Below are 16,305 nucleotides of genomic sequence, written 5' to 3'. Positions count from 1 at the left end.
AGACATATACCTCACCTTGTCCATGTTTCTTCTAATCCTGAAACACCATAATCGCACCTGAATAACAAGCCACCCAAACCTGATTCGTTTCTGGATCATAGGTAATGCCAATAGGATTAGCCTTGGTGTTCACCGTTTGCTGAATTGACATGTCGCTAGTGCGAACCTTACTCATCGTATTCGAGTGGTAATTCACCACATACATAAATTGACCATCATCGGATATATCCATACTGCGCGGTGCATTCCCGGTGGCAACTTTGCGTAAAACTTTACCTGTAGCTAAATCAATTTTAGCCACCGTTCCTTCCCCATTTAAGGTGGCGTAGAGATACTGATCGGCTGGATCAATGGTTAAATGACGCGGCGAATTACCAATGTTTTTGATCCAGTCGAGTGAGAAATCGTTGAGATCGACAACAGCAATATCATAAGACCCCATCACCGCCACATACGCTTTTTGAGACGCCCTATCAACGACAATTCCCCGGGGATATCGACCCAATTTAATCCGCCGAACTTCCTGATTTTGCTGACTATCGACAACGCTTAAATCCCAACTACACCAATTACTAACAAGAACTAACCGATTATCGGGGCTAGTGGCGACAAATTTAGGCACAGATCCGACTTCAATCACTTGGTCAATTTCTAAATTATCAGTATTGATGCGATACAAAAAACTATTGTCTGTTTTTTGGGAAGGATCACATTTATCACTTCCTGGCTTATTAAACCCTGAACCATACATTTGGTAGTTAGACACCCAAGCATATTGCCCATTATCAGAAAATGCCGCTTCAACGGGAGAGCCTTTATAGGTTCCATTCCCCTTTGAATGCCCGTATTTCTGCAAATTTACGGCATCGGCAATGGTTTTGACTAAGTTATACTGGCGGTCGTAAACCGTAATCGTATGGCTGTACATCATGTTCTGGGCAAAAAATAACCCCCGACCTGAATGCACGATGGATTTGGGGGAAATTTTGCCAGAAATGGTGTGTTTGAGCGTCATCTGGCTGGACTGACGTTGCTCATTGTCCTTTTTTTTTTCGCTGTCTTCGTTAGTAAAGGAGTCCTGATTAAAGGGACTGTTATCAGAATTTTCCGTCGGTGTAGAGAACGAATCTTGATTCGAGAGACTCGTGTCGTAATTTTCTTCCGGTTCGATGAATGAGTCTTGATTAAAGGGAGTATCGTCAGAGTTTTCCTCTGGTGTAGAGAACGAGTCTTGATTCAACTGTGCAGTCGGAGACTCAATCGGGGATGGTGTTACCGCAGGAGATGGCAATTCTAATGCGGCTTTGGTGCTAGAACCCACCATACCATCTACGTTTAATCCTTTGGCTTTCTGAAATTGAATCACGGCTGTCTCAGTTAAGTTGCCATAATAACCTGTGAGCGGTCCATCGTAATACCCCTGTTCTTTTAAGCTTCTCTGTAGCGCCGTCACGTCTGAATTGCGACTCCCTCGCTTGAGGACTAAACCAGGATTAGCGAATCCAATTCGATCCTCTGTAACCTCAGTAGATGGGGGAGTTTGTGAGGAGGATGAAATCGGCTTCGATTCAAGTGCAGCACGGGTTTGAGAACCGGCAATACCATCGACGGTTAATCCGTGGGCTTTTTGCAGTTGAATCACGGCGTCTTGGGTGGTTGAGCCGTAGTAGCCGGTAATGGGTCCACTAAAGTAGCCAGCCACTTGTAAATTTCGCTGTAGAGAGGTGACTTGAGGATTGCGATCGCCTCGCTGGAGAATAAAATTGGGTCGGGCGGATACTAGGGGTTTCTCGGGTTCTGGCGTGGGTGAATCCAACTCTAGGGGTGTTGGTGTTTGGGAATCAATACTCGAATTAGTCGGTGCGGCTGAGTCGGACTTTAATGTGGCGGTGGTATTCGCCCCCACGATACCATCGGGGTTGAGTCCATTGGCTTTTTGAAATTGGATGACGGCGGCTTCGGTTAAGGGTCCATAGTAACCCGTAATCGGTCCATTAAAGTAACCCTCTGCTTGCAGGGTTTTCTGAAGATTGGTCACCTCAGCCCCACTCGTTCCTTTCCGCAGTGCTAAAACGGGACGGGCTAGGCTAACAATGAACAGCGCCATAGTCAGGAAGATAAAGGGAATCCAAGCCGCACTCAAGCGCTTTTTCGAGTCGAGTTCGGGGATGAATAACCTTGAACTGGCGGGGGATTGGGGTTCGGAGGTTGCCAATGCTTCATCAGTGACCGCCAAATGAATGGAGGCAGAATTTTCCATTGTTCTCTATTGTTTAGCGCATTCTTCGCTATCCTATACTAGGAACTTTGACAAGGGCTACCCCCTAGAGCGTCAGTCGAGTCAGCTCACTTAGCAGTCATAAAACTTCAACAGCAGAAGCCAGGTTGAGGATATCGTTACAAAAATTTAAATCAGTAAACGTTATTAATGCCTTGAGTAAACTGAGGATTTTTTCAGTTAATTTTTTTTTAAGATAGCTGATTAGAAGCAAAAGATCCCTCTATTATGAAGAATTGTATAAATATTCATGACACCGAAGTCAAATTTTCCCGATTAAAATAGAATCAGGAAGTATAACAGTCCTAGAGAGTTATTTAAAGTTGCATTTACGGTATCTGTTATTTACAGTACGTTAGCTGCTTCTGTTTGAGAATAGCTAGCAATGTCACTAGTAGAATGGGTATGGCATGACATTAGATTTACGAGAATTTTTCCAAGCCACTAATCCCGATAAAACCTTATTTGTGGATAATACCGCTAAGGATCAAAACTATTATATTGATTTCTCTCCTGTGCGCGGGGGACATGTAATCAAAGAATTAAGCAATCAAATTGCATTTTGGTCTCCTGATACACCGACTTGCCAACTCTTTACTGGACACGTTGGCTGTGGTAAATCCACCGAGTTACTACAACTCAAAGCCCAGTTAGAGCGAGAAGGATTTCATATTGTCTATTTTGAATCCTCTCACAATTTAGAAATGGCAGACGTGGATGTCAGCGATATTTTACTGGCGATCGCGGCGCGGGTGAGTGAAAGCTTGGATAGGGTTGAACAGAACCGTTCCCACAATCCTCAAGTTATTCTTAAACAAGTGGCGAAGCTGTTGCAAACCGAAATTGAGCTGACGGCTGACACTTCGGTTCCGGGGTTGGGTAATGTGGCGGCTAGTACCGCCGGAGATTTTTCGGTTAATGTTGGCATTCCTGGAATCGGTGAAGTTAAAGTGAGCAAGGAAGAGGGATTATCGTTTGTGGCTCCCTTAATTGGCAAGATTACCGCGAGGGCAAAAGCTAGTCCAGAGTTTCGGAATAAATTAAGGGGATATTTAGAACCGCGCACCAATGGAATATTAGAGGCAATTAACTCGGAACTCATCGAACCTGGAATTAAGAGACTTAAAGACGATGGTAAAAAAGGGCTAGTAGTTATTGTTGATAATCTTGACCGAATTGACAGTTCGGCTAAACCCTGGGGACGTAATCAGCAAGAATACTTATTTGTAGACCGAGGAGAGCAGTTACGCAGTTTAAATTGTCATCTAATATATACCATGCCCTTGGCGTTGAGGTTCTCTAATGAATTTGCTCCTTTGACTCAACGGTTTAAGAATCCAACTGTATTACCCATGGTATGGGTTCAGTTGCGCGATGGTAGTGAATGCGAACAAGGAATGGCACTACTACGACAGATGGTGCTAGCCAGAGCGTTTCCTGATTTAGAGGCGGAGCAACGTCTCCATCAAATGACAGAGATTTTTGATACACCTGAAACATTAGATCGCCTCTGTCGGATTAGTGGGGGTCATGTCCGCAATTTGCTACGGTTGCTTAATAATGCCATCCAAAAAGAAATGGGATTACCCATCTCCCGCAACAGCTTAGAAGAGGTAATTTTAGACTATAAAAATGCTCTGAAGTTAGCTGTTGATAAGAGTGAATGGGCATTATTGCGTCGAGTGGCTGATGAGAAAAAAGTCACGGGCGATGAGGGATACGAACAACTGATTCGCAGTATGTTCGTCTATGAATATCGCGATCGCCAAGGGTCTTGGTTTGTGATCAATCCAATTTTAGCCGAAGCTGAGGAATTCAAATCATGAACCCATCTTCGAGGAGCGATAACCAGAAATCAATTCAAGAACTTGCCTGGGCGATCGCGATGTCTGAGGGGCAATTTTCCTTAATGTTGGTTCACTGTAACTACATTAGCCTGCGAGAGCGATCAATGCAGCAGCTTAAAGACATCTGCTCTGTACCGATCACAGAACTTATGCTTCATGCGTCTACCCAGAGACTCTACTCCACAATTCAAAAGGAACAGGAAACCCAAACACCATCAGCGTTAATGATAGTAGGGTTGGAATCTGTTTACCACCTCGATCGCCTGCTCACTTCAATGAATCAAGTACGGGAAGAATTTCGCAAAAACTGTCCTTTCCCTCTGGTGATTTGGGTTAATGATGAAATCGTGCGGAAGCTGATTCGGTTAGTTCCAGATATTGAGAGTTGGGCGAAGCGCACGGTGTTGAAATACCCGCCGGAAACGCTGCTCGATGAGCTACAACAGAAAGCCAATACTTTATTTATAAAGGTTTTAGACTTTGGTGCAAGCCCATTTTTAGCCAATGATGCTATCTTAGGCAGGGGTTTGAGTTGGGAAATTAACGCCGCTGTGCAGGAGTTAAAAAATCAAGGTAGAGACATACCAAAAACGCTGCAAACTAGTCTAGACTTTGTGTTGGGTCTAGAGGCTTATGTCCAGGATGAAATTGATGGAGCCTTGGCATACTATCAGCATAGCCTTGACTTTTGGCAAAAATTAGCTTGGGAATCACCACCCCAAACGCCAACATTAAGAGAAAAAGAGGGAGCGCTACTGTTTCACATTGGGTTATGTTATTGCCGTAAAGCCGAGTTATATAAACCTAAAAGTTCTAGCCATTGGCACAAAGCCTTGTTTTATTTTCAGCAATGCATTGATTGTTTTGAGCAGGTGGGGCGTCTTGATTTAGTGGCTAAGTTTGTTGGTCAGCTTGGTGAAGTATGGCGACGCTTGGAAAATTGGGATGAGTTACAAAAACTTGCCAAAAAAGCCCAACCCTTGCATGAAAAGAATGGTAATCCGGCGCTATTAGCTCAAAATTATGGCTTTTTAGCCGAAGTAGCATTGTACCAGCACCATGGAAGCAAGGCAAAGGCTTTCGTGGAAAAAGCGTTGCAACTCTCAGACGCTACGACGGAGGCACAGCATCAGAGTTGGTATCTTTTACTCTTAGCACGAGCGCAGCAGCAGTTGGGAGAGGTTCAGGACGCGATCGCAACTCTAGAAACAGCCAAAAAAGCTGAACCGGAAAATAATCCGCTACTTTATATTCAGATTTTGAATGAGTTGCGAAATCTATACTATCAACAACACCATTATCTCGAAGCCTTTGACGTTAAACAATGTCGGCGCTCCATCGAACAACAATTTAATTTCCGAGCCTTTGTGGGTGCGGGACGTTTACAATCCCGACGACAGAGAAATTTATCCTTCACGAAATCAGAGCATCGGGAGACTGTAGCTAGAGAGATTTTGGCGTCCGGTCGAGAAAATGATATCAAACGCTTGGTTGCTAGAATTATCAGTCCTCAGCATAAGCTGACAGTGATTTATGGTCAATCGGGAGTCGGCAAAAGTTCCCTGATCAATGCGGGTTTACTGCCAACTCTGAGGTATCAGACTCTTGGTACTGATACTCGCGATATCTTGCCCGTTCCACTGCGCGTTTATACGAATTGGGTTAAGGATTTGAGTAAGTCACTCTTTAAAGCGCTTGAGAAACGAGGAACTATCTTATCCGCTATACCCGATTCAGCAGCTACTGTCATTGAACAACTGACTCAAAATGAACATCACAACCTGCGAACTGTTCTAATTTTTGACCAGTTCGAGGAATTTTTCTTTGTTTGCACCGAATCGGAGCAAAAACAAGAATTTTTTGAGTTTTTTGGTAAATGCCTAGATATTCCCTTTGTCAAGGTTATCCTTTCCATACGAGAGGATTATCTCCATTATTTGCTCATTGGCAATCACTTATCCCATCTAGCCGCCATCCAGAATGATATTCTCAACAAAAATATTCTCTATCACTTAGGCAAGTTTTCACAGAAAGACGCCAAGAATGTTATTAAACATTTGACTGACGGTTCTCAGTTTCCTTTGGAACCCGCTTTGGTTGATGCAATCGTGGAGGATTTAGCCAGCCGCTCAGGAGAAGTGCGTCCCATTGAGTTGCAAGTAGTCGGCGCACAAATGCAAACGGAAGGAATTACTACCCTGGTTGAGTATCAAGAACGGGGTCCGAAGGATAAACTGGTGCAGCGCTATTTGGCAGAAGTGATTAAAGATTGCGGCTCTGAAAATCAACGAACGGCTGAATTAGTCTTGTACTTACTCACCCAAGGGAAAAAACCTCGCCCCCTCAAAAGTCGTGCTGATTTGGAGGCACAGTTAAAAGCCTTAGCAGCGGATCTTGCTGTCAAACCTGACCAATTAAAGGCGGGAGACTCCCAACAATTGAGTTTGGTCTTAGATATTTTTATTAAATCAGGTTTAGTTTTTAAACTTGCTGATATTCATGGCATCCGCTATCAAATTGTTCATGATTATTTAGCCTATTTTATTCGGAAACCCAGAGGAATTAACTTATTAGATGAAATTAAAAATACTTTGAGTCAAGAAAAGTTAATTTCATTTCGGAAACGGCAAGTTTTTGCAGCAGTAACCGCAGGTATTACTTTATTTATATTGACAATTTCAACAGGAATTCTTTGGCAAGAAGCAGAAGTCCGTAGGCAAGAAGCAAAATCCAATTGGTTAACATCAGAATCTCATCGGCAAGAAGCAGAAAAAAACCAAATTTTAGCCAGAATTAAGACATCAGAAGCCCTATTTGTGTCAGGTCAACGATTTGAGTCTTTAATCGAAGCGATTAATGCTGGGACCCAATTGAGGCAAAAAAGTAAGTTACTTACCAATAAGCAAATTTATTCTCAAGTTGTAGCCGCACTACAACAGTCTATTTTCTGGTTAGAAGAACGTAATCGCTTAGAAGGACACGAAGGTCTTATTTGGGATATAAGTGTCTCAAAGGACGGTCAAACCATTGCCTCAGCCAGTTATGACGGAACTGTAAGACTATGGAAGCCAAATGGAACATTATTAATGCCGCCAATTAAAGCCCATTCTGATAGAGTATTGGGCGTGAGTTTTTCACCAGACGGTCAGATACTAGCTACAGCTAGCTTTGATAATACAGTTAAATTATGGAAAGCGAATGGTAAAGGTGGCTTTGAAACCTCCCCCTACCAAACTATCAAGGGACATGACAAAGGCGTCTATCATGTCAGCTTTTCCCCCACCGACAAAATCGTTGCCACAGCCAGTCAAGACAATACTGTCAAATTGTGGGACTTAGAAGGTCGCTGGATTCAAACACTTGAAGGTCATGAAAACGGTGTTAATAGCGTCAGTTTTTCCCCCAATGGTAAGGTTATAGCCACAGCGAGTCGGGATAATACCGTGAAACTCTGGCAACGCACGGCTGAGGGAAAATTTGAAACCATTCCTAATAGGAAATTTAAAGAACATTCAGATATAGTTTGGGCAGTCACTTTCAGCCCTGATGGTCAAATAATTGCCACAGCCAGTCGGGATGGCACAGTTAAACTTTGGTCACTTGAGGATGACTTTGTGAGAAGCCTTAAGGGGCATAGAGATTCAGTATCAAGCCTCAGTTTTAGCCCCAATGGTAAAACCCTGGCGACAGCGAGTCAAGATAATACAGTTAAAATATGGAACGTGGAAAATGGGCAATTGCAAACAACCCTAACCGGCCATAGCAATGGTGTTTATGATGTGAGTTTTTTATCTGAAAATCGCCTAGTCTCAGCCAGTGCGGATCACTCATTAAAACTCTGGCAACTGGGTGACAGAATTTTCCAAAAAACCCTCAACGGACATATCGGTAAAGTCTGGAATGTAAGCTTTAGCCCTGATGGTCAGAGGATTGCCTCAGCCAGTGAAGATGGAACGGTAAAACTATGGGAAAAGGATTCTTCAACCGATGGAAGTAATACACCAAACTATAGACTGCGAGAACTTCCCAAAAACCACACTAAAGAGGTTTTAGATGTGAGTTTTTCCCGAGATGGTCAAACCATCGCCACCGCAAGTTATGACCAAACCGTGAAACTTTGGACGGGCGATGGTAAACTTCAATGGACTCTATGGCATCCTGATCAAGTATTTGGTGTCAGTTTCTCTCCCGACGGCAAGACGATTGCTACAGCCAGTCGAGATAATACTGTTACACTCTGGAGATTCGACGGTGTGTGGCGAAAAACCTTACTCAAAGATCATCGCGACTGGGTAAGGGATGTGACGTTTAGTCCCGATGGTCAAATTATTGCCTCAGCCAGTGATGACACAACTGTAAATCTCTGGAAGCCTGATGGCAGCTTGATTAGGACACTCACAGGAGATAACGGACACAAAAGTTGGGTTCGGAGTGTGGCATTCTCACCAGATGGTCAAATCATCGCTACAGCCAGTGAGGACAATACGGCGAAACTTTGGACAATAGAAGGAGAACTAATTAAGACGCTTGAAGGACATCAGGATCAGGTTCGTAGCGTCACTTTCTCACCGGATGGTCAAACCATCGCCACAGCCAGTGATGATAAAACCGTGAAACTCTGGAACCTGGATGGGACTTTCATCAGAACTCTGACCGGACATCGGGATGGAATTAGAGGCGTGAGTTTTTCTCCTGATGGTCAAACCTTAGCATTAGCCAGTGCGGACAATACTATAATTTTGTGGGATTTAAAAGAACTCCACAAATTAGATCAATTAGATGAACTACTGATATACGGTTGCAATTGGCTGGAGGACTATATTAAGACGAACCGAAAGATGAAACAACGCGATGCTGACAGCGTGACTAATCCAGAACCCCCTCGGTGTCAGGGTATCGACACTCAAGAGTAAAGGGGTGAACCGCACCCTCGAAAGGCAGTAGCGTTTCCCCCGCTTGTCTCAACCGCTCAATTTATAATTAGACCAATTACTGGGCGCGATCGCATAGATCATTTAGAATATATTAAGGTTATTACTCTAACTTTCACATAGAGGCTACTCCTGCATCATACCAACCGCCTCCAAACACCTCTAAACAAGACAGACAGGGGCGGCAAGGGAAATTTTAGTGGGTCTGTTACTTCTACCCTCTTGTCCTGAGTCTAAAAGCTACTCTGGACAATAAGTTCAGTCATCGATGCGACTGAAACACTAACAAGAGAGAAAATGAGCGAACTTGATGCCATTAACCGTATTAATGTGATTCAAGTTACATTAGTGGTGTGCAGCTAATTACTCAGACCAACGGAAATTATCACGTTACTGTCAATCTATCTATCACAATGCACTACCTACAAATCCTGGATACTAAAAAATAGTTTCTTTCCATGAGGGGACTTTTCTTATGCCAAATACCATAGAGCAACTCCCTGAAGGCGGAATGGGCATAAAAATCATTTCCCAGATCGCCGACGATATCAGGTATACCCGCACCCAAGACAATAAAAATTGTTTGTTTATCAGCAAAGTCTATGAACAAGAACCCGTTAAAATATTACCGAAATGCCACCAGAAAAATCTGTTCGCCAGGTTACTTTGTTTTTGCAGGCGGCTGACGTTGATTCTGGGAAATTACTTTAGAAAAAAACGAATCAAGTCTCGTTATCGGAACCTCAAGCTTACTGTCAATAGCGACCTCAATGCCGTAGAGCAAATTTTAGATTGGTATGGACAGATCCAGCATTTACCCATTCCCCAACAAGTTTGGCAGTTAGGTCAAATTGCCCTAGTCGAGGCGTTTACCAATGTTGTTCGTCACGCCCACAAAGGCTTATCAAAATCGACTCCTGTTGAATTGGAAATCACTGTATCCAATCATCGTTTAGATATGAAAATTTGGGATTATGGACAACCCTTTGATTTAGATGCCAAGCTGAAAGAACTTTAGCTAAAAAATACTTTGCTCATGTAGAGTCCCCAGATTTATTTTTGGCACGTTACTTCTGTGCTCAATTATGGGCTGTAGTCTACTAACTTGAAAATCGCTGTAATATCATGTCCTGACGATTCCCCGTAATTACAATGCTTTAATAACAAGGGTTTCAGACGCTTTTATTCGGGGTGTTTGACCGGACATGATAGAAATTGGAAATGGGTAGCGAGCAAGATGCTAGCATGACAACGATGAGAGCAGTTGTTGACATTAAGGTTTAAATGTCGAACAGCTTAGAATCGTCTTGTACTACTCCATCAATGATATTATGGTTTTGGCAGGGTGACTCCTAGAGAAAAATGCAGCGATTAAAAAAATTACTCCTTCTCTTGAAAGATAATTGTAGGGACAACACATTTCTGGGCGCCATTGAACAGGTTGAGGGCATTGTCTCCAAGATTTTGTCTCTGGTGATGATTGCCGTCATCTTGGTGGCAATGTTCGATTTGATTATCGTTCTCTCCAAACAACTGCTGGTTGAACCAGTGGGTTTCTTTAATGAAAGCTTGTTTGAAGTTTTTGGGCTATTCTTAAATATTCTGATTGCGCTGGAAATTCTAGAAAATATTACTGCCTATCTCCGCAAGCACGTTGTTCAAGTTGAACTCGTTATCGTCACTTCCCTAATTGCTGTCGCCCGTAAAATTATCATTCTCAACCTCGAAAAAACAGAAGGTATCGAAATTATTGGTTTAGCCCTAGCTATTCTATCACTCTCCATTAGTTATTGGCTTATTCGCCGCACCGCACCGAGAAACAATCATTAGTAAAACGGCTTTTCTAGTTGAGGTAGTAGGGGTGATTAAGGACGGGTTTGGTGGATAGATTATCGGTTATCCCACCAGATAAATCCATTTTGACGTTTGACGTTTGACTGGGCGAAGCATTTGCGAGTAAAATTTAGCCGTAAAGCTGAACAATCTGGGCGCATAAGCTTCTCCCCTACTATGACTCACTTCTTCCAATTTGAAAAAGATTTCGTCGATTCCTTACGCTGCATCCCTATGCAGGTGCGAATGAAATTAGACACCTGTGGCGTTAAACTTAAATTAGCCCACTGGCATCAATTTACCCAGCAAGAACGTCAGACGTTAGTGGAAATGCCCGCAACCACAGCCCCCGAAAGCCAAGTCTATCGGCAGTACTTACAAGACTTGGTAACAAACTATACAGGTCAACCCGCTTCAGAACTTGCTATCGAACCCAATCCAGCTTGGATGGAAGCAGCGACAATTCCATCCGATGTTCAAACTAAAGCCCAAGAATTTGATGTTTCCCTCACGCTTGAGCAGTGGGAAGCCCTAACTCCCGCCCAGCGCTTTGCCCTAATTAAACTGACGCGCCCTAGTCATGAAAACCGAAACTTTTTGCCTGCACTCAAAGAGTTTAAGATCATCTAAGTAGATCGTCGTAGATCGTCATTTGTCATACTCGCTCCCTTGAGAAGCAAGCTACGTCATTTGTTTATTGTTTACTGTTCCTCATAATTCACTTACTTTAATGCCATGGAATTTAAGGAATCAGAAATTGAGGATTGAGATGCTCGAATCTGTGAATCTACCGGATTTTGATAAAGATTTGAGCAACAATACTGCTGTAGATTAGGTTCAATGGGAATTTCTATGATAAACTCTGTTCCCTGACCCGGTGATGACAAGCATTTGAGATGTCCGCCATGCTTTTCTACCACAATCTGATAACTAATAGACAAGCCTAATCCCGTACCTTTGCCAACGGGTTTGGTGGTAAAGAAAGGATCAAACAGTCGCTGCTTCACGCAATCAGGAATACCGACACCATTATCCGCAATCCGAATAGCAATCCAGTTTTCGTTAATCACCTGCGTACTAACCTGAATTGTGGGGCTTTTAGATGAAGTTCTGTCGCCCAATAGACCTTTGTCTAATCCTTCTTCTAAAGCATCGATCGCGTTACACAGAATATTCATAAACACTTGGTTCAATTGTCCCGCATAGCAGTCGATCAAGGGTAAGTCGCCATAGTTTTTGACAACAGTGATCGAGGTTCGCCCTGCTTTGACTTTGATGCGGCTTTGCAAAATCAACAGAGTATTATCAATCCCTTCATGAATATCCACCACGCTTTTCTCGGCGCGATCCAGATGGGAGAAATTCCGCAGCGATCGCACGATTTGATAGATCCGATCCGCCCCCACTTTCATCGAATGCAGTAACTTCGGCAGATCCGTGGTAATAAAATTGAAATCGATGATCTCGATATGCTCTTGAACTTTGGCTGAGGGTTTGGGAAAGGATTCTTGATAAAGCTCAACTAACTCTAATATATCCTGAAAGTATTGCTCAGCGTAATTCAGGTTACCATAGATAAAGTTAACTGGATTGTTAATTTCGTGAGCAACTCCCGCAACTAATTGCCCTAAACTCGACATTTTTTCCGAGTGAACGAGTTGGGCTTGAGTGTGTTTGAGCTTTTGCAGGGCGTCTTGCAGTTGCTGAGTCTGTTGTTCCAACTGGGCTTGCGATCGCCGCCGTTGATGTTCGACTTGTTTACGTTCCTTAATTTCCCGTCTGAGTCGCTGATTGACTTGCAGTAGTTCAGCGGTACGTTCAGCCACTCGTTTTTCTAAGTCATCATGAGCATTTTGCAGCGCTTCTTGTGCCAGTTTGCGTTCAGTGATGTCCCGGACTACTTTAGTAAACCCGCGCAATTGCCCTTTTTTGTCATACAATGCTGTAATCACTGCATTTGCCCAAAATATCGATCCATCCTTGCGGACTCGGTAACTTTCGTCCTCAAACCGACCGTTTTCTGCCGCGATTTTTAGGGCTTGCTCTAGTTTACCTGCTTTAACATCCTCCGGTAAATAAAACCGAGACGCAGGTTCACCGAGAATCTCTTCTTCTTGATAACCATTAATCCGTTCAGCGCCCTGATTCCAACTGATGACCCGTCCCTCTGGGTCTAGCATATAAATGGCATAGTCTTTGACATTTTCTACCAGACAACGGAAGCGTTCTTCACTCTCACGTAATGCTTCCTTGGATTGCTTACATTCGGTTTGATCACGCACCACAGCGTAGATCAATTTGTTTTCGGGGTGGATTGAGACATTCCATAACAGCGATTTGTAATATCCATTAGCACAACGACAGCGATTTTTCAAGCGGATCGGTGCAGTCTGATTCCGGGTCAGGGATTCTAGCTTGGCGAGCGTTAACTGTTGATCCTGGGGATGGATCAATTCCAGCCAAGGTTGTGCTAAAAGTTCCTGATGAGTAAAGCCTAATATTTCCTCCCATCGGGGATTAAGTTGCTTGAAATGACCATCTTCCCCCAACACGCACAGCATATCCAACGAGAGCGCGAAAAAAGGATCGGAAGCCTGACTCCCGGTGCTTGGGGTTGGCGGTAAAAAATTTAGCATTTTATAGCTGGGGCTTTATTATGGGAACTCTTATCTCTATTTTTATTTTTTGGAGGAGATAAAGAGTTGTAGATGCGGTTCCCCCGGTTATCCGTTCGTCTCCTTAAGTTTAAGTTTAAGGGAGTTTAGACCTAACGCTTCGCTTTAATGATTAGAATTTCTAGTGGGTATGATTAGATTTTTCTATAACTTAACCTGATCCCCTGGTCAAGGGCGCACGTTGCTTGTTAGTGTCCGCTTAACGGTTCGCGGGGCAGTAAGGGAAGCGATCGCGTTCGGCTTAATGGCAGCCTCGAATTTTTGTAAAACAAAAGCTTGGCGCACAAGGATAATTGTAGCACGATTGACATCTAAGACTCCCTGCCTAAGTTTGGTGAAAAACCAGACGGGTGGAAAGCACTAGGAAGACGAATAAAGCGTGGCTTGTATCGTAGTAGCGATGGTTTGATTGTAAATGCCGATTTAAACGGCAGTGCTAACATTTTAAGAAAAGTAGCCAGAAAGTTAGGCATTGACCTAAACCGACTGGGTAGACGGTGTTTGACGACCGTAGCGAGAGTGAGATTGTGGGCTTTGCCACAGCCTACTCTGTCAGCAGAATCCCCGTCTATGCAAGAGCGGGGAGTGTCAACATTAAATGTTCCTTGTAGAAAGTCGGTAATCATAGAAGGCGATCGGGCTATGCAGGGTTATCAACCCGAACGGGTGATGATGAGCGATCGCCTAGTGTTGGACAGACAACTGATTCATGAAAAAACAACCATTAAATTTTTGGCAGCTCTGGAATATGAGCGTTGGATTCTTCGGCATTCAATTTGGCTGGGGACTCCAAATGGCAAATATGAGCGCCATTTTTGAGTATCTAGGTGCAAATGCCCATCAAATTCCCATTCTTTGGCTAGCCGCCCCCCTGACGGGGTTAATCGTGCAGCCGATTATTGGCAATATGAGTGATAATACCTGGGGAGCTCTGGGTAGGCGACGACCGTATTTTTTGATTGGGGCAATTCTGAGTTCGATCGCGCTGATTGCGATGCCTCACTCATCGGCACTGTGGATGGCAGCCGGATTATTGTGGATTTTAGATACATCGGTCAACATCAGCATGGAGCCGTTTCGGGCGTTTGTGGGGGATTTAGTGCCAAGAAGCCAACGGACGATGGGATTTGCCATGCAAAGTCTGTTTATTGGCTTAGGCGCTGTTAGTGCTTCGGCATTACCCTGGATTTTAAATAACCTCTTTCATATTCCCTCCCTCAGTGGAAATGAAGGGGCGATTCCCCTGACAGTGAAATTCTCCTTTTATATTGGTGCTGCCTTTTTCTTTGGTACGGTACTGTGGACAGTTCTCTCTACAGAGGAATATCCGCCGCAAAACTTAGAAGCTTTTGAGAAGCAAAAAAAGGAAAAAGGGGGTTTGATCAATAGTATTCGAGAAGCCGCGATCGCGTTCAAAGAAATACCCCCGGTGATGAAACAATTAGCTTGGGTGCAGTGCTTTACCTGGTTAGGCATGTTTTGCTTTTTCCTGTACTTTCCCCCCGCCGTCGCCTGGAATATTTTTGGCGCGACAAATCAGCAATCATTACTTTATAACGATGGGATTGAATGGGCAGGAATTTGCATTGCTTTCTATAATGCCGTTTGTTTTGGTTTCTCTGTGTTATTACCGAGAATAGCAGAAGCCACCAGTCGCCAACTCACCCATAGCTTCTGTCTCCTCTGCGGTGGGGCAGGTTTTATGTCGCTGATGGTGATGGACAATCAATATCTGCTATTGCTGTCCATGGTGGGGGTTGGTATTGCTTGGGCAAGTATTTTGACCCTGCCTTATTCCATGCTCATTGGCGGTTTACCCCCCAAGCGCACTGGCATTTTCATGGGCATTTTTAACTTCTTTATTGTGTTACCTCAGATTGCTGTGTCTTTGGGGTTTGGCTGGGTGATGGATAATCTTCTGGATAATGATCGCCTCTTAGCCATAGTCATTGGCGGTGTCTTTATGGTGATTGCAGCGTTCTTGACACAACGGGTAGAAGACATACCAGCACAAGATTTACCATTACCTGAGGTGAAGTTATCAGAGGAAACGGCAGAAACGGCAGTTTAAAATGAATGGCACTCTCTAATTTGCCTTGTGAGATCGCCAAAACCTTTGATATACCGTAGGGTGGGCATTGCCCACCAGCATACCAGTCAGTGCGATTCAGTTTAAAACCCGTAATCATGTAGAGGGCGGTAAATTTAAATTGGGTATTAGTAGCGAGCTGACAGGCTCGCACTACAAGAATGAGAGCCATTATTGGCATTAAAATTTAAATGCCGAACAGCTTCTTTGAAGCCGTGCAATGTAGGGGCGGGTTTAGGGATTAACGTTAGGAGATACAGCTCAAACTGCACAACAAAACCCGCCCTCATCCCTGCTAAAGTTTAGCTGTAAGAGTTGCTATCAGAGTCAATGGCAGATATCCAATTTGAAATTCAAGGACAAGACGCGATCGCAGCAACGGAAGCCTTATTCGCCCATCCCGGATTAGAAGGGCATTGGGAGACGGCTGACGAACCGGATAAAGAAGGTACAATTGCCACCATTGGCGCGATTGTCGGGATTGTTGGCGGTGCTATCACCATTGCTGAACAAATTCGCAAGTGGTATCAGGAATACCAAAAAGGCAAAGCTGGGAAAAAAATAGACAAGGTACTGCTAGTTAAAGGGGATCGGCGATTGCTATTGAAAGATGCCACAATTGAGGAAATTAGGCAAATCTTGGAAGACTAAA

General features: G+C 43.8%; 10 protein-coding genes and 1 pseudogene. 9 read left to right on the top strand and 2 right to left on the bottom strand.

Annotation, left to right across the window (positions count from 1 at the left end):
• Window positions 1-31: 31 nt before the first annotated feature.
• The gene (locus RID09_RS16540) at window positions 32-2,260 is read right to left on the bottom strand and encodes a peptidoglycan-binding protein (protein WP_446337021.1); all 2,229 of its coding nucleotides are present in this window, start codon (window positions 2,258-2,260) and stop codon (window positions 32-34) included.
• A 428-nt stretch (window positions 2,261-2,688) separates the two neighbouring features.
• On the opposite strand from RID09_RS16540, the gene RID09_RS16535 reads away from it, so the two are divergent.
• From RID09_RS16535 to RID09_RS16515, 5 genes are all read left to right on the top strand, one after another.
• Complete coding sequence (locus tag RID09_RS16535; protein ID WP_446337020.1) at window positions 2,689-4,104, top strand: ATP-binding protein; 1,416 nt, start codon at window positions 2,689-2,691, stop codon at window positions 4,102-4,104.
• Window positions 4,101-9,038 (top strand): WD40 domain-containing protein, encoded by a 4,938-nt coding sequence (locus tag RID09_RS16530; protein ID WP_446337019.1) that lies wholly within the window; start codon window positions 4,101-4,103, stop codon window positions 9,036-9,038. Before RID09_RS16535 ends, RID09_RS16530 begins: the two co-directional genes overlap by 4 nt.
• Before the next feature lie 493 nt (window positions 9,039-9,531).
• A complete protein-coding gene (locus tag RID09_RS16525) occupies window positions 9,532-10,074 on the top strand; it encodes an ATP-binding protein (protein ID WP_446337018.1) in 543 nt (180 codons plus the stop codon).
• A 344-nt stretch (window positions 10,075-10,418) separates the two neighbouring features.
• A complete protein-coding gene (locus tag RID09_RS16520) occupies window positions 10,419-10,886 on the top strand; it encodes a phosphate-starvation-inducible PsiE family protein (protein WP_446337017.1) in 468 nt (155 codons plus the stop codon).
• A 180-nt stretch (window positions 10,887-11,066) separates the two neighbouring features.
• Window positions 11,067-11,519 carry a nitrate reductase associated protein gene (locus RID09_RS16515; protein WP_446337016.1) on the top strand — a complete coding sequence of 151 codons (453 nt, stop codon included), beginning with the start codon at window positions 11,067-11,069 and terminating at the stop codon, window positions 11,517-11,519.
• A gap of 92 nt (window positions 11,520-11,611) precedes the next feature.
• Here the strand turns inward: RID09_RS16515 and RID09_RS16510 are convergent, their stop codons facing one another.
• Entirely contained in the window at window positions 11,612-13,525 is a 1,914-nt protein-coding gene (locus RID09_RS16510; protein WP_446337015.1) for a PAS domain-containing sensor histidine kinase, read from the bottom strand.
• 354 nt (window positions 13,526-13,879) lie between these two features.
• Between RID09_RS16510 and RID09_RS16505 the strand changes: the two are divergent.
• The 4 genes and pseudogenes from RID09_RS16505 to RID09_RS16490 form a co-directional block, all read left to right on the top strand.
• Window positions 13,880-14,137, top strand: a pseudogene (locus RID09_RS16505) (RNA-guided endonuclease TnpB family protein); the annotation flags it as partial.
• 12 nt (window positions 14,138-14,149) lie between these two features.
• On the top strand, window positions 14,150-14,383 hold the full coding sequence (locus tag RID09_RS16500; RefSeq protein WP_446337044.1) for a hypothetical protein: 234 nt from the start codon (window positions 14,150-14,152) through the stop codon (window positions 14,381-14,383).
• The gene (locus RID09_RS16495; protein WP_446337014.1) at window positions 14,274-15,635 is read left to right on the top strand and encodes an MFS transporter; all 1,362 of its coding nucleotides are present in this window, start codon (window positions 14,274-14,276) and stop codon (window positions 15,633-15,635) included. The genes RID09_RS16500 and RID09_RS16495 overlap by 110 nt, the downstream gene beginning before the upstream one ends.
• A gap of 348 nt (window positions 15,636-15,983) precedes the next feature.
• Window positions 15,984-16,304: a hypothetical protein gene (locus RID09_RS16490; RefSeq protein WP_446337013.1), complete on the top strand. Its 321-nt coding sequence runs from the start codon at window positions 15,984-15,986 to the stop codon at window positions 16,302-16,304.
• Window position 16,305: the final 1 nt, after the last annotated feature.

Source organism: Coleofasciculus sp. G1-WW12-02 (assembly GCF_040219735.1).
Classification (GTDB): Bacteria; Cyanobacteriota; Cyanobacteriia; order Cyanobacteriales; family Coleofasciculaceae; genus Coleofasciculus.
This window is presented reverse-complemented; position numbering and strand designations above follow the sequence as displayed.